The sequence below is a fragment of the Flaviflexus sp. genome (genome assembly GCF_052087705.1).
Lineage (GTDB): Bacteria > Actinomycetota > Actinomycetes > Actinomycetales > Actinomycetaceae > Flaviflexus > Flaviflexus ciconiae.
Genome location: NZ_JBQCYC010000001.1, coordinates 244,185 through 262,592, shown reverse-complemented (window position 1 = coordinate 262,592; position 18,408 = coordinate 244,185). Strand labels below are relative to the sequence as shown.

The following is an 18,408-nucleotide window of genomic DNA, read 5'->3' as shown; positions in this document are numbered from 1 at the left end:
CTCCTGCAGGTGCGTCGCATCTATACTTGCTTCGTGACTTCTCCGTATTTCGAGCCAGCACGCCAGGCACTGCACGATCACCTGTTTGGTCTTCCCCTCAACCGGGAGCAGGTCCTTTACCGCTACGAGCATTGCCTGAGAGTCGCCCACATTGGACGCGTTGTCGCCGAACGGGAAGGCATGGATCCTGACATTCTTGAGCTCGCCTGCCTCCTGCACGACATCGGCAAGTTTAATGCAACGGTTCCCGTTGATCACGGCAGGTCGGGAGCAATCCTCGCTCGGCCCATCCTTGAGGAGCTCGGGCTTGAGGAGACACGGATAACGGAAATCTGCCAGGGCATTGCGATGCATACGGATGGGAAATGGAACTACGATCCCGAATCACCGGATTTCCCGGGCCATGACCTGTTCGATCACGCGCCGTCGCTTCTTGCTCGTTCGGTTGGCGACTGCGATAACGTCGACCGCTACTCGCTCCTACGTATTCACGGGACGATGAACTGGGTCCGGTTCTCCGAGAAAACAGCAACCGAAGCCCTCACCTGGATCGATGAATATCAGACCATCCTGGCACGCGAACGCGAATACCTTTGCTCCACACAGTCAGCGCAGGAGCTGTGGACTCGCTCCCTCGACGACCACGAGGAATACTTCACGCGGCTAGCCGAGCAGCTAAGACCGGGAGTATCACGCTCACGGTAGTGCGCTGGTCCTGCAGGAGCCGTGGGAAGTGGCTCATCATCACGCGCCTCTTCGTAGGTCATTGTGTTGTTGGGGCTTTGCGCGTCATGACATCTGCCGATGTTCGACGAGCGGATAGGTTTTGAGATGCGAAGGGCCGGTCTTCCTACCCCGGGAAAAGTAGAAGGACCGGCCTTCGTGCCATTGGTGTATGGCAAGGCTCGTGAGGTGACGAATCTCAAGAGCAGGATATTTGGTTATATGCCCGGCGGCACTGGGCCATCGGTCTAGTAGACGAGCGAAACGCCGAGATCGCGGAATCGCTGGCGCACCCTGTCCGCTTCCTCGTTCGAGGGCGGTTCGACGTCATCGAGTCGGTACGGGATTCCGATGGTCTCCCACTTATCTCTTCCCATCTGGTGGAAGGGTAGAACTTCAAGGCGGGAAACGTTCGGCCACCGGGTAATGATCTTCGCGACTGCGTCGATATTCTCGGGCGCGTCCGTCCATCCTGGTACCAGGACGAAGCGTATCCAGACTTCCTTTCCGAGTTTGGCGAGACGGTCACCGAAATCGATGGTGGGTTGGAGTTCGCGACCGGTCAGGTCCCGATAGGTCTCGGGGATTCCTGATTTGACGTCGAGAAGGACAAGATCGAGGCCGGCCAGGTCCTTGTCGAGCATGTAGTGCCCGAGGTTACCTGACGTGTCGATTGCCGTGTGAATGTCGTGCTTCTTGGCTTCACGAAGAATGTTCTTGAGGAACGCGGGCTGCATCATCGGCTCTCCGCCGGAGATCGTCAGCCCTCCCTTGCTTGCCTTGAAGATTCCGCGGTAGCGCAGAACCCTTTTCATGACGCTCTCAACGGTGACGGGTTCGCCGTCTTTCATTTTGAGCGTGTCAGGGTTATGGCAGTAGAGGCATCGGAGCGGACACCCGGCCAGGAACAGAGTCATCCGTGAGCCGGGGCCGTCCACGGCCGTGACGAGCTCCCACGAGTGAACGGAACCTACTCTGCCTTCGCGTACCGCATGGAGGTGCGCTGAACGGCCGAGTTCCGGTGCGGGGTCGAGGCCGTCAATGCCGGATCCGGCCACCCGGGGCACCTCGATGTCGAGGGCCTCGGGTGCGGCCATACCAGTGACGCCGTCGGTCATACGCGCTCGTGGAACGTGCGGGAGATGACGTCGAGCTGCTGCTCGCGGGTCAGGCGCACGAAGTTCACGGCGTATCCGGAGACGCGGATCGTGAGCTGCGGGTACTTCTGCGGGTTCTCCATGGCGTCGTACAGCGTGTCGCGGTTGAGCACGTTGATGTTGACGTGGAACCCTTCGGCTCCCATGTAGGAGTCAAGAAGTCCGACAAGGTTCTGGACCTGCTCGGGAAGGTCACGTCCCAGGCCGGACGGAACAACCGTGTTGGTCAGGGAGATGCCGTCCTGGGCTTCCGAGTAGGGAAGCTTGGCGACCGAGAGGGCCGAGGCCAGCATGCCGTGGGTGTCGCGACCGTTCATCGGGTTTGCACCCGGCGCAAACGGCTCACCCTTGCGGCGACCGTCCGGGGTGTTGCCGGTGTGCTTGCCGTAGACCACGTTCGAGGTGATGGTCAGGACCGACTGGGTGTGTAGCGAATTGCGGTACGTGGGGAGCTTACGGATCTTCTCCATGAAGCTACGAACGAGCGCAACAGCGATCTCGTCGACACGGTCGTCATCGTTACCGAACGTCGGGAAGTCGCCCTCGGTCTCGTAGTCGACAACGAGGCCGTCTTCATTACGGATCGGCTTGACCTTGGCGTATTTGATGGCGGACAGCGAGTCGGCCGCAACGGAGAGACCGGCAATACCGCAGGCCATGGTGCGCAGGATGTTTGCGTCGTGCAGTGCCATCTCGATGCGTTCGTAGGCGTACTTGTCATGCATGTAGTGAATGCAGTTGAGGGCATCCACGTAGGTCTGGGCAAGCCAGTCCATCATGACGTCAAGCTTCTGAAGAACGTCGTCGTAGTCGAGAACGTCGCCTTCCACCGCCGGCATCTCGGGAGCAACCTGAACGCCCGAGCCCTCGTCCTTACCGCCGTTAATGGCGTACAGGAGGGTCTTGGCAAGGTTGACGCGGGCGCCGAAGAACTGCATCTGCTTGCCGATGGCCATGGCGGACACGCAGCAGGCAATGCCGGCGTCGTCACCCCAGCTGTCCTTGATGAGCTCATCGGACTCGTACTGAATCGCAGAGGTCTCGATCGAGGTGCGAGCACAGAAAGCCTTGAAGCCCTCGGGGAGCTTGTCCGACCAGAGAACCGTGAGGTTCGGCTCGGGAGCCGGGCCCAGGTTGTGCAGGGTCTGGAGGAAACGGAACGAGTTCTTCGTGACGAGCGTCCGGCCGTCGTTACCCATGCCGCCGATCGACTCGGTCACCCAGGTCGGGTCGCCCGAGAACAGCTCATCGTATTCGGGGGTGCGGAGGAAGCGGACGATGCGCAGCTTGATGACGAAGTCATCAATGATTTCCTGGGCCTCGGTTTCGTCAATGAGGCCAGCCTCAAGATCGCGCTGGAAGTAGATGTCGAGGAAGGTCGAGGTGCGGCCAAGCGACATGGCGGCGCCGTTCTGTTCCTTCACCGCAGCCAGGTAGGCGAAGTACAGCCACTGGACCGCTTCCTTCGCGGTCCTCGCGGGCTGGGAGATGTCGAAGCCGTAGGACTGTGCCATTTCCTTGAGCTCACCGAGTGCGCGGATCTGCTCCGCGAGTTCCTCGCGGTCGCGGATAACATCCTCGACCGAACGCTCGTTATCGAGAGCGGCCTTCTCGGCCTTCTTGGCTTCAATCAGGTAGTCGACGCCATAGAGCGCCACGCGACGGTAGTCGCCGATGATGCGGCCACGGCCGTAGGCGTCCGGCAGGCCGGTCACGATGTGGGAGGAACGAGCCTTGCGAACATCCGGCGGGTACACATCGAAGACACCCTGGTTGTGTGTCTTGCGGTGAGTGGTGAAGACTTCCTTCAGGAGCGGGTCAACCTCGTAGCCGTAGGTCTTGAGAGCACCCTCAACCATGCGCCACCCGCCGTAGGGCATGATGGCGCGCTTGAGAGGAGCATCGGTCTGAAGTCCAACGATAACCTCGTTGCCCTCATCAATGTAGCCGGGTTCGTGAGCGGTGATCGTCGAGGGCGTCTTGGCGTCAACGTCGTATACGCCGCGTTCGCGCTCCTCGGGGAACATGTCGGAAAGGATTTCCCAAATCTTCAGTGTGCGTTCGGTCGGCCCAGCAAGGAAGGAGTCATCTCCCTCGAAAGGAGTGTAGTTCTTTTGGATGAAGTCACGAACATCGACATACTCAATCCAGGCTCCGGTTTCGAATCCTTGCCATGCCTTAGTTTCGTTAATAATGCTCATTGCATTCCTTCCCGGAGGGTGGGTCACACCCTGTCACACTGGGCGGGTCACGCCCTTTTTGTTGGTATTTTAAGACTAGGAAGGCACCCGGGATTTTCTTGGGCCGAGGGTCCCAAATCGGACTTTTCACGGAAAAAACCGTGCGTGTAGTTAGTCACGATTCGAGACTTACAACATCTACACAAACCTGCCGAAATGAGTTAAAGGGCAGAATGACGCGGATTATCCCGCACCTACAGTCCTTCGACCACCCTTCGGTAGCGGTCTGTGGCGACTGTGACAGCCCGGTTGTACTCCACGCTTCGGTTGTAGGACCAGACGGCTTCGATCCAGTTGCTGCTATCGGACAGGTCCCCGCCCACGCGGCACAGCAGTCTGGTCGATGACAACACGGCGTCATCAATGTGCTGCGGATCCTTGACCCCGTCCAGGTTGCCGTCAGCACCAATGAAGTCCCAGGTTGACGGAATGAACTGCATGGGGCCCACGGCGCGATCCCACACCGCATCTCCGTCGAGCACTCCTCCGTCAGTGTCCGGAACGCTCGCCGTTGAGCCGCTCCCGTCGAGTGAAATGCCAACAATGTCTGGCACCTGCTGGCCCGAGCCGTCAATAGCCCCACCCTGGAGTGTCCCGTGCCTGGATTCCACGTATCCGATGCCGGCAAGCGTCGCCCAGTCAATCTGGCAGGTGGAGCCTTCCAGCCGGAACGCGATTTCCGCCCCCGCATAAGCCCGCAACGCGCGCTCGGGAATCCCCGTTGCGTCAGACGCTACCGCCACCCACTCGTCATCGACCAGCCGAGCAAGCCCAGCATCGCCGAACTGTTCGCCGCTCTCGCCAGCTTCCACGACGGGGACGGACGGAGAAATCAGCTCCGGGTCAACAGGTTCAGTTCGCTCAACTCGGGACGCGAAGAACAGCACAAGACCCACCGCAACAAGGGCCGCGAGCGCAATCCCCACCCGTAGGAGCCCATCGTTTCCGCGTGCGGTGGCACCGGATCGGCCACGCCTGCGCCCGCTTGTCGAGGCGCGCTTCCGGCTCGTTTGGCAAGACCTTCGCTTCACACCGGTCCCCTGAGAGGATCGCGAGCCGGCTGGCTTCTTTCGTTCTGCCGCAACTTGCCCGGCCGTCCGCTTTGAACCGGTTGCCTTCGTGGAGCGGTGAGCCTTCGGCTTCTTCTGCTCTGCGATAACGCTCCTCCATTCCGACCCGCGGCCCCGCACCGTAGCGGGCGGCTGACCACCCACTATTCAACCGGCTGGGGCAGGCCGGGAGCAAAGCGAAAAAGCAGAATCTCCAGGGGGCTCACAGAGAGACGATATCCGCTGAAACTCAGAAGATCGGAGGGCCCATTCCGGTCACCGACCGAAGACTTTGGAGAAGAATCCTCCGGGCTTTTCCTCGTCGTTGTCATGGCCGTTGCACCAGTTACTTGCGGGAACGCCCCGCTTCACGTCGTCTACGTGCTGGCCGCAACCGGCCCATGTTGTCTTGCCACAGGTCTTACATGTGACTGCTCGGCACATCGCGTCATCAACTTTCTCTTCTATCGACTTTTCGTTATGGCTGTCACCGCGTGAGGGGCAACAGACGTTCTGGTTTCATCGCGCTCGGAGTTCCCACCGTGCCGTAGCCAACTGCATCATGCCAGGCGTCATTCCCGGCTAGGCGAGTGCCAGGAAGAGCTTCTCGAGCTCCTCGGTGGTGAGACCTTCTCGCTCCTCGGTTCCTTCCGGATCGGAGATGCAGTTCTCCATGGCCGTGGAGACGATCAGGAATCCTGCCCTGTTGAGCGCGTGCGTCACCGCGGACAGTTGGGTAACAACGTCTCTGCACGAGCTTCCGCCTTCGACGGCTGCGATAACGCCATCAAGTTGCCCTTTTGCTCGCTTGAGCCGGTTGGCAATCTTCCGCTGAGCTACCTCATCCTTCACGGCTTCTTCCTCTCCGCCGCATTCCCGGCAGTCGTTCCCTATACATCCCTATTATGTCTCGCTTTCAGCCTGTACTGCCGTAGTCTCCGGCACCCGACAGGTCCCGGAGACGGTGCCGCAGACTGAGCCACCCAAACAGTTGCCTCGGATAGCTAGCCGGGCCGCGGAGATCGCGGCGGCCGCCGCCACAAGGGCGGCAACCTGGTTCTCGAGGGAGAGCTCGGCGGTTGCGACAGCAAGAATAATGGCGATGACTCCCGCGAGGATGCGCTCACCCGAGAGCTTGTCGCGAAGCTTACCGACCATGACGCTCGGTCCTATCGAACATTCGCGGGCGCGGTCAGAACCTCTTCGACACGCTCTCCAAGGACAGCGCGGAGCGTTAGCATGCCGCCGGACAGCGAGGCCGAATCGAATCCGTTCTGCACAAGAACCCGGTGCGCGATTGCCGAGCGCACCCCCGAGGCGCACATGACACGGACGGGCCTGCCTGCCGTAGCGTCCCGAACCTCATGAATCCTGCCACGCAATTCGGTGTGCGGGATGTGGAGAGCACCGGGAATCATGCCGGTGGCCACCTCGCCATCGGTTCGGGTATCGAGGATCAGCGCACTGTCGCGTACACCGTCGAGATCCTCCGCGTACCAGAGGGAGAGTGTGCCGTCGAGAACATTGGATCCGACCATGCCAGCAAGGTTGACGGCATCCTTCGCCTGGCCATAGGGCGGCGAATACGACAGATCGAGATCGATAAGATCACCGATAAGGGCCCCGCCCTTCATTGCCGTGGCGAGCACATCGATGCGCTTATCGACGCCATCGGCACCCACGGCCTGAGCCCCGAGAATCAGGCCATCACCCTGACGGATGTGCACCGTCAGGTGGATCTGGCTGGTCCCGGGGAAGTATCCGGCGTGTTGGGCAGGGTGCAGGTGAAGCGTGTGGAAGGAAATTCCGGCACCGACCAAAGTACGCCGGTTCGCTCCCGTCATGGCCGCAGTCAGGTTTCCTGCACGCACAATCGCGGTCCCGAGGGGGTGCGGGATAGGGCGGGCGGTTTCCGGCCTCATGACAAAGTCCGCAACGAGGCGCCCTGCGCGATTGGCCGGGCCAGCAAGCGCCACCGGTCGGCAAACCCCGGTCACCGCATCCGTACTGACCGTGGCGTCCCCAACGGCAAATACGTCGGGAAGCGACGTGCGACCATGCTCATCAACCACAAGTGCTCCCCCGTCCATCTCCAGCCCCGAATCCGCAAGGAAAGCGGTGTCGGGACGGACCCCCACGGAAAGAACAACAACGTCGGCAACAAGCTCCGAACCGTCGGACAGCACGACCGTGTCGGCTTCGGCGCCGGACCTGATCTCGGTTGCCGCGACGCCCGTGCGAACCGCAATGCCCATGCTCTTCAGCTCAGATTCAACGAGCGAAGCCTGCTCAGCATCCAACGGAGGGAGCACCTGCGGGGCAAGCTCTACCAGCGTTGTCTCCAGCGCGTTCATAGCAAGGCCTTCGGCAGCCTCAACACCGATGAAGCCAGCACCGAGAACAACGGCCCTTCGCACACCCGAATCAACCTTGCCCCTGATCGCAATCGCGTCATCGACAGTTCGTAGCGTGTGAACGCGGGAAGACTGGCCTAGGCCCGCAATATCGGGCTGGATCGCCTTCGCACCAGGTGCCAGAACCAGCCTGTCGTAGTCAATAGATTCTTCACCAGTCTCGGTGCGAACAAGCAGTCGGCGGCCCTCCCCGTCGACCGAGACGACGTCGTGCCCCGTTCGAACATCCAAGTTCAGGGAGGCCGCAAGTGACTCCGGGGTCTGGACGAGCAATTCGCTCTATCCTCAACCTCGCCACTGACGTAGTAAGGCAGACCGCAGTTCGCGAACGACACGTATGGGCCACGCTCAAGAACGATAATCTCGGCCGACTCGTTCAACCTTCGGGCACGCGCCGCGAAGCTCATGCCACCGGCAACTCCTCCAACAACAACAATCTTCATTTCAGCCTTCAAGCTCGTGCGATACAACAAAACCAAACATACCCCCTGGGGTATGTTTGGTCAAGCGCCCCGGACCCCGCTCCACCGCAGGACACGCCACCCGCCACGCGTGCGACAGAGAGGAAACCGGCATGCCTAACCCGCGCAAGCGCACGCACCGACACACCAGGCGGGAAAGGCAGTGTCGACAGGGCTAGACAATCAGGAACGGATCGAGTTATTCACGCGATGAACTCCAGCTGCTCGCTAGAGATAAACGAAGGGGCCGACCAATTGGTCGACCCCCGTCACGTTTATTCAGACTCGGCTCGCACCCAGTCCGGCACCTCGGCCCCTATACTTTGCCAATGTCGGTACGCTTCTCGGCCTGGAAGACATCCTCCACGCGGCCGTTCGCCCAGTAGCCGGAGATCGAGAGGCGTTCCCTGGGGATCTCAAGCTCGTTGAACACGCGGCGTAGGCCCTTCATGGCCTCACGCTCACCGTGGGCGAAGACAGCCACCTGGCCTTCGCGACGTGCGAGATCGAGTGCGCGCACGCGCTTCGACAGAGCATCCGGATCGTAGGCGGCTTCGCCGCGCACGATCCAGTCGATCGATACGCCTGCGGGGCTGGAGATCTCCAGCATGTGCTCGGACGCCTCGAGGACAACGGCGCCGACCGCGTCCTCAGGAAGTCGCTCAAGGCCCGCCGCGATGGCGGGTACAGCAGATTCGTCACCAACGAAGACGTGGAAATCGGCATCCTCAACGGGTGACCAGGCACCGCCGGGCCCCATGAATTGGATGAGATCGCCGGGCTCAGCCGCGACCGCCCACGGGGCAGCAAGCCCCTCGTCTCCGTGAATGACAAAGTCGATGGCAACTTCTTGCTTGTCATGGTCAACCGAACGCACCGTGTAGGTACGGGTCTTTGGCCACCGGTCGCTTGGAAGTTCCGCCTTGAGGGCACTGACATCAACGGGTTCCGGGTAGGGACGACCCTCGTGATCGAAGACAATCTTGACGTAGGCATCAGCGAAGCCATTATCGACAAAGGCCGGGAAGTTGGGGCCGCCGACAACAAGTCGAAGCATGTCGGGCGTCAGCCACTCCTTCGAGATCACCTCGAGGTGCGTGGTCGGGCGGTTGGGGCGCTCGCGGGTCATGTAACTCCAGTCAACTTAGGTTTACCTAACTATAGACCATTGGTTGGGGGCGATATCAAGGGCGTACGCCACACGCGCACCCCAGCGGCGCCACTTCCCTGTTCGGGCAGCACGCCTTTTTAGTTTCTAGTAGTAGGAGGCGACGAGACCTTCTTCAGTTTCGAGAATCTTGACTTCGGTGTGGAAGACGCGGGACAGCACCTCGGGCTGCATGATCTCGTCGACCGGACCGAATTCGGTGACCTTGCCGTCGTTCAGGGTGCAAATGTAGTCGGCATACTTGCCTGCGAAGTTGATGTCGTGGAGGACGATAACGATCGTCTTGCCCAGTTCATCGGCGGCGCGACGGAGCTGCCTCATCATTTGGACGGAGTGCTGCATGTCGAGGTTGTTGAGCGGCTCGTCAAGCAGAAGGAAGTCGGTGTCCTGGGCAAGCACCATGGCGACGTAGGCGCGCTGACGCTGACCGCCCGACAACTGGTCGAGGTAGCGGTTCTCCAGTTCGGTCAGGTTGAGGAACTCGATGGCCTGGCTGATGCGCTCCTCATCTTCAACCGTGAGGCGTCCCTGCGAGTAGGGGTAACGGCCAAAGCCGACGAGCTGACGCACGGTGAGACGCGTGATGAAGTGGTTCTCCTGGCGGAGGATCGACAGTTTCTTAGCCAACTCCTTCGAGGGGGTCTTTTTCACATCCATGCCAGCGACCTCGATCGATCCACTGTCGATGTCGAGGAGTCGGCCAATCATCGTGAGGATGGTGGACTTTCCGGCACCGTTCGGGCCGACCAGGGCGGTAATGCCGCCTTCGGGGATGTCGAGCGTGACGGGTCCAATCTGGACCTCTTCGCTGTAGACCTTGAGGAGCTCCTTGAGCCTAATCACAGGCGTCCCTTTCTCATGATGACGATGAGGAAGACGAGGCCGCCGACCATCTCGATGATGACGGTGACCGCTCCCCCAGCGTAGAAAACGTGTCGAAGAATGAAGTAGGCCCCGCTGAGGACGACGTAGCCGAGGAGCGTTGCCACCGGGAAGATCAGGCGGTGGTCGTACGTGTCGGTCATCGAGTACGCGAGCGTCGCAATAAGGAAGCCCAGGAAGGTCATGGGGCCGACAAGCGAGGTCGTCATCGCCATAAGGATTGAGACAAGCAGGAGCACCTTCATCGTCTCGCGCTTGTGGTTCATACCGAGGTTGCTGGTGACGTCCTTGCCGAGTGCCAGCACATTAAGGCGGGGCCCCTTCATCCACAGCAGGACACAGCAGACAAGGACGGCAGGAATAACGAGCGGGAAGTATTCCGAGTCGGCATTCGACAGGTTTCCAAACAGCCGAGCGGTAAGGACATCGAACTCGTTCGGGTCCATGACGCGCTGCATAAAGGTGGAGAGTGAGCCGAGGCCGCCACCGATAACAACACCAACGAGAAGCATGATGTGCATGTTCCCGAACCGGCCCGACAGCAGCCAGCCGTAGAGAGCGCCCGCGAAGGCAACCATGAGGCCAACCTGGAGAATGAACTGCGTCATTCCCATGGTCAGCATGACACCGGAGGCGCCGAAGAAGAACACGACGGATGTCTGGATCACCGTGTACAGGGATTCAAAGCCCATGATCGACGGCGTGATGATCCGGTTGGCGGTGACGGTCTGGAAGCTGACGGTGGCAAACGCCTGGCAGAGCGCCACGATCACCATGACGACGAGCGATTCCGCCCTCATCCCAGCGATCTTCCAGTAGCCTTCCGAGCCAAACTCCATGCCATTGTCGTAGCCGAGCACGCCGAACGTGGTGACAACCGCAAGCGCAAGAAGGACTCCGATGACAAGTGTGTAGCGAACCCGCTGCTTGGTGGAGGTGAAGGGGCCCGAATGAGCACCGCGCGAACACGTGGAGCGCACGAAACGCTTCTTACGCGGAGCCTTCTGCTTGGGCTCTGCCGCCGCTTCGGGCTCGTCGGTGACAGAATCGGGCACGATATCCGCCACCGTGTTCGGCACCTTGACGGGCCTTGCCGGAGCGATGATCGAATCAATCACCGGCAGGTCTTCAAGCTTGTTGCTCGGCGGGTTCATGCTCAACTCCTTCAGTTCTTTATCGCAGATCGACAGTGTTGCTGCTCTAGCCATATCGACGCTGCCTCACGAGAAGGAACACAAAGACGATCGCGCCGAGAACACCGAGGATCAGAGAAACCGGAATCTCGAACGGCATGATGATCGTGCGGCCAATAATGTCGCACACGGTCACGATAGAAATGCCAACGATGCAGACCCAGGGCAGGTTCGTCCTCAGGTTGTCGCCTCGGAACAGGGACACCATGTTCGGGACGATCAAGCCAAGGAACGGCAGGGAGCCGATGACGACGGTGACCACGCCGGTGATTGCCGCGACGATCGTGACGCCGGTAAAGATCACCGCGTTGTAGTTGAGGCCAACGTTTGTCGCGACTTCCTTGCCGAGGCCAGCAACCGTGAAACGGTCCGCAATGAAGAAGACAATGATGAGAAGAAGGAGGACTGCCCAGAGCGGCTCGTAGCGACCCCTCGTAACCTCGGTGAATGAACCGGAGAACCAGCGTCCCACATTCTGAAGCTGATCGGTCTGAAGCGCAATGAATGTGGAGACGGATCCAACAACCGCGCCCAGCATGATTCCGATAATCGGAACAATGAGAGAGGACTTCAGTGTCACTCTCCGCAGGAACATGAAGAAAACGATGGTGCCGAAGAAGGCAAAGCCAATGGCGCCAATCATGCGGACCATGATCGAGGCGCCCGGGAAAAGAATCATGGTGACGAGCAGGCCAAGCCCTGCCCACTCTGTCGTACCAACCGTCGACGGTTCAACGAACCGGTTCTGCGTCATGAGCTGCATGACGAGCCCGGAAATAGCCATGGCCGCACCGGCCAGGATCAGAGCAATGGTCCGCGGAACGCGGGTAATGAAGAACATCCACCAGCCGTCCTCCGTGCTCCACACGTCGTAGACACCGACGAAAAGGGAGAGGACAACCAGGCCAATGGTCACCGCAATGCCGATTGCGAGAGCGCCACGTTCCGTGGGTTTACGGAACCGTCGCTTGCCCGCGATCTCGATGACGCCGCGTTCCACCTTTGGCGTCTTCTTGGTTTCAGTTGAGATGACCACAATTCTTCCTTCCGGCCCCTGGCCGGGTTGTGCCCGGGGCAACGGATGCTGCCCCGGGCGAATCACTTAATCCCGATGGATGCTAGTTCGCCTCGAAGGCGTCTGCCATGTCGTTGAAGAGCTCCGTGTAATGCTGGATATCTTCAGCGGTGTAGAAGTTCGGGTTCAGGTAAATGATGTTTCCTTCCTGAACCGCGGTGACGTTCTGCAGTGCCTCCGAGTCGGCGATCAGCTCCTGCGCTGTCGCTGCGTCTTCGGTGCCAGCACCGGAGTCGCGGTCGAGGACGAGGATCCAGTCGGGGTTCGACTCGGCAATCGCCTCAACGGAGATGTCATCGCCCTGGTGGTTCGTCGAGCCTTCGCGGTCGAGAGCCGGGGTCAGATCAAGAACGTCGTAGACCGGTCCGATTGCTCGGCCGGTGGACGGGGCCACGTAGTTAATGGAGCCGCCGGAGGTGAGAAGACCGACAACGCTCCACTCTGGGTCATATGCCTCAGCGGCGCGCTCGATCGAGGCGTCGAAGTCGGCAATGAGTTGCTCAGCCTCGGCCTGACGTCCGAAGACATCACCGAGGAGGGTGGTAAGAGCGCGAAGCTCTTCATCGATCGTGTTGTTTTCGATATCGATGTTCGTGTTGACGAAAGCGGTGTCATCCCCGATCAGGCCGCGGATGTCCTCTTCGTACTGCGTGAAACGCTGGCCGTTGAGAATCAGGTCCGGAGCCGCGGTCACGAAGACCTCAAGGTCGGGCTCGCGGTGGTTACCGATGTTCTCGATATCCGGGTTGTCGATGTAGACGGAGAGAATATCCTCGCCCTCGGGCATGAGATCAACCGGTGCGCCGGACAGCTCAACATCCCACTCGGCAAGCGTCGTGAAGATACGGTTGTCGGTTGCGATGATCGACTGCGGATCCGAGGGGATGGCGACGGTGTTGCCACCCATGTCGGTCACCTCGGCGGCGGGGGTACCTGCCGCGTCGTCGGAACCTTCGGTGTCTTCGGTCTCAGCATCTGCATCCGCATCGTCCGACGTCTCAGCAGAGGTCTCCTCCGGGGTCGTCGCATCCTCATCGGTGTCGGCGTCATCGGAGCAAGCAGCCAGCGTCAGGGCTGCAACAGCCGCCATGGCAACCAGGCCAGAGCGGGTACGGGACAGAGTTTTCATCTGCACTCTTTCGTATAGGCATCAGTAAACGAACAGACTTCGTTAGTTGTTAGGTTAACCTAACCTATTTAGGAAATGCCACCGTTTCGTTAATGCTTTTTCGTTGACGATTCAACGATCGCCAAAGGTCCCAGTGAGTTTTCCGCGCAAAATCAACAATCACGTCAGATCTGAGCGAATCCGGACAAACCTCAACAATGAGGTTAATCACTTGAAAAGCAGGAAAAAACGTGGATAGACCCGAAAACCCTAAAAAATGGATTAGTTAAAGTTACAGTTCCGAATTCGTGAGATTTCATTGATATATCACCGATTTCTCGGGCTTACTGAGCATCTCGGACGGAGCTAACATTGCCCTGCTACCGTCGGGACCATCATCCCAATTTCGGACGAAATGGACGCCAACTGCGCCACTCTCACAGGTCGTAGCGACAGGTTTGTCCGAGGAGCCCGATATTTTTAAACGCTATCGTCGCCCGCCCGTGCGAACAAAGAGCACCGTAGCTCCGGTCCCCGTTGTAAAGATCAGAGCCCACCACGGGAAGCCGGCGCCCGCACTCGTCTCCCCTACCGCCGTGTCAGTGTCCTCTTGAGGGATGCGCTCGCCCCGCACGAGCAGTCGATGGCTGTTCACCCCGACCGGGGTGCAAGTGAACAGGGTGACGTAGTCACGCCCGGCGACAATGTGAATCGCGTCGAGCTCATCAGGCTCAATGATGGCAATGTCGTCCACTCGGTAGCGGTGGACTCTACCAAGCACCTCAACGAAGAACTCATCGCCCACCTCAGCTTCGTGTAGCGGAGTGAACAGCCGAGCATTCGGAAGGCCGGAGTGCGCGGTGAGAACTGTATGGGACGACGAACCACCCACCGGTAGCGACGAGCCAACCAGGTGCCCGGCTCCCGCACGCAGCACGTCGTCGCCTGTTCCGCGATAGATCGGCAGGTCGATCCCAACCTCCCCGTAGCGCACCCGCCCAATCGCATCCGAGCCTTCCACGGCAAGCTGGGTCCCATACGCAGCGGGAACGGTGACCGAATCAGTTTCCTCAACACTGGGCCCGGCGGGATAACCGCCCGCGACCGCATAGGGATCCGTGAGGCTGTCGGGTGACAGGGTGGCGTTGTACGCCTCGGCGCTGTGCAACAGTTCTTCTTTCTTCTGGCTTTCCAGCCCGCTGACCACCCGCTCGTAACCGCCGATTTCCTCAGCGTGACGCAGGCGCGAGTACCAGTCAGCTGCGGTTGGGAACAGCAACGCAGCCAGCCCCAGGACGACAACGAGGACGATACTCAGCCCTTGAAAGACTGGGCGGGACGAGAGGGCCAGAATCGCCTCGTGTCGGGGTCGCAGAACAGTCAACGCAACTCCTCCCGATCGGCACCCCGCCAGCAAGCAACCCCGTGGGCTAGCAACCCCGTGGGCTAGCAACCAGCCTTCCGTCGATCAGACTGCCACGTACTGAGCGGCACACGCCGCCGACTCCAATTACTCGTGGATAAATACCGTCGGCGGGGAACTGTGCAAAACACCGAATGGAACCGGAAGGTGCGGGCGTTGTGGTCTTTACGCGCTCCTCGGCGCAGGGCGCGACCGGGCACACTCTGAGGGAAGAGGGTGCCCGGTCGCGAAGTAAAATGCCTGGTTGAGTAGCGAAGCCCTGTGTGACGAAGGAGGCGGACTCAGTGGTTCCGGAGCTTCTTGATTAGCTCGTCCTTCTTGAGGGAGGAATAGTTGGTGAGGCCGAGTTCCTTCGCCCGGTCCCTCAGTTCATCCACGGTTCGATCTTCATAGTCATCGGCTCTTCCCCCGCGTTTGCCTACATTCGACCTACCTTCATTGGCGGCCGCATTGGAAATCCGTGCGGCTTTCTCCTTGGACGCACCGTCTTCGCGTAGGGACTCGTACAGTTCTGGATCATTGATGCTAGACATTGCTCCTCCTTAGAGCCTGGGCCAGCCAATCTACGCCTCCACGATACTGAATACGAGGTGCTGAGGCATCGCACCCAAGTACCTCCCAGGTTCTGGGCGCCTCGATGGATAGAGCCACAGTGGATAAGGATTGTTCTGAAACGAATCGGTTACGGTCCGGTACGCCGCCACCTCTCATTTCAGAGCCAACGGTCCGCCTAGAACCAGCTCTGGCCCATCGTGTAAATGCCGACGGCGGCGACAAGAACAGCGAATGTTCCCGTGAGGACACGTTGGGGAATCTTTGACGAGAAGACGGAACCGATCAGTCCGCCGACAATCGAGCCCGCGACGAAGAGGCCGATGAGTTGGAAGTCGAGATCTCCCTGGAATGGAAGCCTGCCAAGGATTCCCACGAGGGAGGAGATAACCATGACAAGGAGGGAGGTGCCGACGGCGTGCCGCATTGTCATTTTCATGATGAGAACGAGGGCTGGGACAACCATGAATCCCCCGCCAACGCCGAACAGTCCCGTGGCAAAACCAGTCACCGTGGCAACGGCAATGAGGCCAAGCTTCTCCCGCCACGTCATCGGCCCATCCCGCGGCGGAGCCACCTTCGTGGATCCCCGCACCGTGTTATACGCAAACAGAACTGCAACAAGCACAAGGAAAATGGCGAAGACGCGAACAATGAGGAGGTCGTCAATAAGGAGGGATGCCCTGGCACCCAGGAATGAACCGAGAACCGACAGGGTGCCGAAGACCAATCCCTCTTTGATCCGCACGTTGGACTGACGGACGTGAATCGTGAGCGATCCGGCCGATGTGAGCGCCACTCCCAGCAGGGAGCCAATGGCTGCCGCGTACGCCGGCTGGTCAAGAACGTACATGAGGACCGGGATCGAAAGGATGCCTCCACCGGCACCGAGCAATCCGACGACGATACCGATACTAAGACCAACCAGCAACGGGATCATGCCTCGGTCCTTTCTGTGAGTTTCAGGCCAGACCAAGGGTAAACCCAACTCGGCTCGCGACCGGCACCAACTCTACCTGGGAAACACAAAGGCCCAGTTCTTTCGAACTGGGCCTTTGCCACTTGGTGGCGGGGGCAGGATTTGAACCTACGACCTCCGGGTTATGGGCCTGGTGCGCGAGCATCCTCGCTGGTAGAGGCGGCAAATCACACGTAAACACCTCTAGCGATATTAGTACCCCCTATCAACTAGTTGCATGAATCAAAGAGTAGCGTCCACTTCCATTACGGAAAATAATTCCCGGTATGGATATCAAGTTAGCGAATTCTATGTGGAACGTTCCGGACCCGTGGGTCGAGCCCCTGACCGGCTGGGAGCAACTCTTGAGAGCTCTTAATCGATCACCGGAAACGGTCAGGACGCGCCTGGCTCATCTGCGCACAGCCGCCCGAGCTCTTGAGGTGCCTCCCTCAAAGGTCACTGAAGATCAGCTGCTGAGGTGGGTGGCCTCCCGTCCGTGGAAGCCTGAAACGAGGAATTCCTACTATTCCTCGTTGCGCGGCTTCTTCGCGTGGTACAGCCGGAAAGCCGGGTGCTCGAACCCTGCCGCCATTCTGCCCTCTGTCCGACGCGAGGTTCCGCCGCCGCAACCAGCTCCAGACGATGTGATTCTTGAGGCGCTCAAGCATTGCAGTTTTCGAGATGGCATGATTTTGCGCCTAGGTGCGGGAGTGGGCATGCGGTCAGCCGAGATCGCCGTCTGCAACGGCAAGGACGTTTTCGCTGATCTCATGGGTTATTCACTTCTCATACACGGCAAGGGCGGACGCCAGCGCTTTGTTCCTATCGCTGACGAAATGGCGCGCGACATTTTGTACCTAGCCTCAAAGAATCCCAAGTCCTGGCTCTTTCCAGGGAGCATCAACGGTCACCTCTCCCCTCGGTGGGTATCCAAGCTCGGTCGCCAACTACTCGGCAAGCCGTGGACATTACATAAGCTCCGCCACCGTTTCGCCACTCAGGCGTATTCATGCGAGCGCGACTTGATCGCGGTTCAGCGCCTCCTTGGCCACGCGCAAGTCTCCACCACTCAGCGTTACGTTGACCCTCCCAAGGATGCGATGCGCCGCGCTATTGAATCTGTCCAGATTTCAACCCCAATTGCCAGCAACTCCGATGTTGCCAGCCTTGCTGGCAAGATCTCCATTGAAAGGTAAACACCATGATCATTGCCGTTTGCAACCAGAAAGGTGGCGTAGGTAAAACGACGATCGCAACAAATCTCGCCCACCTGCTTTCCAGGTACGGAACCGTGCTTCTCGTCGATGCCGACCCTCAAGGTAATGCCACCACAACGGTAGGAATCGAACTCTCAAAGAGTTCTTTCACGCTCAACGACGTTCGCTGGAGTGGCTGCCGGCCAGGCACCCACCGTCATCCATCAAGCGATTATCCAGGCTCCGCCAGCATGGGGCGAGGTGGATATCCTACCCTCAGACCGTCTTCTTGCTTCACGCCAAGAAGACGTCTCGATCGGTCGAGAATCACGCTTGAGGACCGCTCTTAGCGCGGTCGCCGACGACTATGAGCATATTGTTATCGATTGCCCGCCAAACCTGGGCGTGCTGACCACGAACGCGCTAGTTGCAGCAGATAGCGCGCTCATCGTGACCACCTCACGTGAAAGCTCGGTCGATGGTGTTTCAGAAATGGTTACAACTATCGCGTCCGTGCGTAGCTACTACAACCCACAGCTCTCCCTTGCCGGCATCTTGCTGAACCAGCACCGCGAAGACCGTATTGACCGACGTCAATGGCGAGAATTCCTTCAAGATAGCTTCGGCTCATTCTTCCTGCCCGACTACATTGCCGAACGTGAATACGTAGCTCATGCCGCAACCAATCACCGACCATTCGCTGCCAACGGCAAAGATCACGGCATCGATCTCGCTTTCGATCGTCTCGTCCACGCCCTCCTGCCTGTAGAAGAGGTCGTGCGATGAAAACTCCAAACCTTGCCGCC

General features: G+C 59.5%; 17 protein-coding genes and 1 pseudogene. 4 read left to right on the top strand and 14 right to left on the bottom strand.

Annotation, left to right across the window (positions count from 1 at the left end):
* Positions 1-33: 33 nt before the first annotated feature.
* On the top strand, positions 34-705 hold the full coding sequence (locus ACTHUY_RS01210) for an HD domain-containing protein (protein WP_441675945.1): 672 nt from the start codon (positions 34-36) through the stop codon (positions 703-705).
* A 266-nt stretch (positions 706-971) separates the two neighbouring features.
* Here ACTHUY_RS01210 and pflA read toward each other — a convergent pair whose 3' ends face one another.
* The 14 genes from pflA to ACTHUY_RS01140 form a co-directional block, all read right to left on the bottom strand.
* Positions 972-1,841, bottom strand: a complete 870-nt coding sequence (gene pflA, locus ACTHUY_RS01205; RefSeq protein ID WP_441675947.1) for a pyruvate formate-lyase-activating protein — start codon at positions 1,839-1,841, stop codon at positions 972-974.
* Complete coding sequence (gene pflB, locus ACTHUY_RS01200) at positions 1,838-4,081, bottom strand: formate C-acetyltransferase (protein WP_441655700.1); 2,244 nt, start codon at positions 4,079-4,081, stop codon at positions 1,838-1,840. Before pflB ends, pflA begins: the two co-directional genes overlap by 4 nt.
* A 233-nt stretch (positions 4,082-4,314) precedes the next feature.
* The gene (locus ACTHUY_RS01195; protein WP_441677312.1) at positions 4,315-5,151 is read right to left on the bottom strand and encodes a lytic transglycosylase domain-containing protein; all 837 of its coding nucleotides are present in this window, start codon (positions 5,149-5,151) and stop codon (positions 4,315-4,317) included.
* 600 nt (positions 5,152-5,751) lie between these two features.
* Entirely contained in the window at positions 5,752-6,021 is a 270-nt protein-coding gene (locus tag ACTHUY_RS01190; protein ID WP_441655702.1) for a metal-sensitive transcriptional regulator, read from the bottom strand.
* Positions 6,022-6,072: 51 nt separating this feature from the next.
* Positions 6,073-6,327 (bottom strand): hypothetical protein, encoded by a 255-nt coding sequence (locus ACTHUY_RS01185; RefSeq protein ID WP_441677310.1) that lies wholly within the window; start codon positions 6,325-6,327, stop codon positions 6,073-6,075.
* Between the two features lie 11 nt (positions 6,328-6,338).
* On the bottom strand, positions 6,339-7,856 hold the full coding sequence (locus ACTHUY_RS01180; protein ID WP_441677308.1) for an FAD-dependent oxidoreductase: 1,518 nt from the start codon (positions 7,854-7,856) through the stop codon (positions 6,339-6,341).
* Between the two features lie 504 nt (positions 7,857-8,360).
* On the bottom strand, positions 8,361-9,173 hold the full coding sequence (locus ACTHUY_RS01175) for a siderophore-interacting protein (RefSeq protein ID WP_441677306.1): 813 nt from the start codon (positions 9,171-9,173) through the stop codon (positions 8,361-8,363).
* Between the two features lie 126 nt (positions 9,174-9,299).
* On the bottom strand, positions 9,300-10,055 hold the full coding sequence (locus ACTHUY_RS01170) for an iron ABC transporter ATP-binding protein (RefSeq protein ID WP_441655706.1): 756 nt from the start codon (positions 10,053-10,055) through the stop codon (positions 9,300-9,302).
* Positions 10,052-11,248 (bottom strand): iron chelate uptake ABC transporter family permease subunit, encoded by a 1,197-nt coding sequence (locus ACTHUY_RS01165; RefSeq protein WP_441677304.1) that lies wholly within the window; start codon positions 11,246-11,248, stop codon positions 10,052-10,054. The genes ACTHUY_RS01170 and ACTHUY_RS01165 overlap by 4 nt, the downstream gene beginning before the upstream one ends.
* A 46-nt stretch (positions 11,249-11,294) precedes the next feature.
* The gene (locus ACTHUY_RS01160; RefSeq protein WP_323052599.1) at positions 11,295-12,323 is read right to left on the bottom strand and encodes an ABC transporter permease; all 1,029 of its coding nucleotides are present in this window, start codon (positions 12,321-12,323) and stop codon (positions 11,295-11,297) included.
* A gap of 82 nt (positions 12,324-12,405) precedes the next feature.
* A complete protein-coding gene (locus ACTHUY_RS01155) occupies positions 12,406-13,491 on the bottom strand; it encodes a siderophore ABC transporter substrate-binding protein (RefSeq protein WP_441677301.1) in 1,086 nt (361 codons plus the stop codon).
* Positions 13,492-13,957: 466 nt separating this feature from the next.
* A complete protein-coding gene (locus ACTHUY_RS01150; RefSeq protein ID WP_441677299.1) occupies positions 13,958-14,854 on the bottom strand; it encodes a class C sortase in 897 nt (298 codons plus the stop codon).
* 320 nt (positions 14,855-15,174) lie between these two features.
* On the bottom strand, positions 15,175-15,426 hold the full coding sequence (locus ACTHUY_RS01145) for a DUF7218 family protein (protein WP_126703877.1): 252 nt from the start codon (positions 15,424-15,426) through the stop codon (positions 15,175-15,177).
* Between the two features lie 197 nt (positions 15,427-15,623).
* Entirely contained in the window at positions 15,624-16,385 is a 762-nt protein-coding gene (locus tag ACTHUY_RS01140; RefSeq protein WP_441655711.1) for a sulfite exporter TauE/SafE family protein, read from the bottom strand.
* Positions 16,386-16,690: 305 nt separating this feature from the next.
* On the opposite strand from ACTHUY_RS01140, the gene ACTHUY_RS01135 reads away from it, so the two are divergent.
* The 3 genes and pseudogenes from ACTHUY_RS01135 to ACTHUY_RS01125 all read left to right on the top strand — a co-directional run bounded on the left by ACTHUY_RS01135 (position 16,691) and on the right by ACTHUY_RS01125 (position 18,388).
* A complete protein-coding gene (locus tag ACTHUY_RS01135; RefSeq protein ID WP_441677297.1) occupies positions 16,691-17,602 on the top strand; it encodes a tyrosine-type recombinase/integrase in 912 nt (303 codons plus the stop codon).
* 5 nt (positions 17,603-17,607) lie between these two features.
* Positions 17,608-17,727, top strand: a pseudogene (locus tag ACTHUY_RS01130) (nucleotide-binding protein); the annotation flags it as partial.
* A 67-nt stretch (positions 17,728-17,794) separates the two neighbouring features.
* On the top strand, positions 17,795-18,388 hold the full coding sequence (locus ACTHUY_RS01125) for a ParA family protein (RefSeq protein WP_441677296.1): 594 nt from the start codon (positions 17,795-17,797) through the stop codon (positions 18,386-18,388).
* Positions 18,389-18,408: the final 20 nt, after the last annotated feature.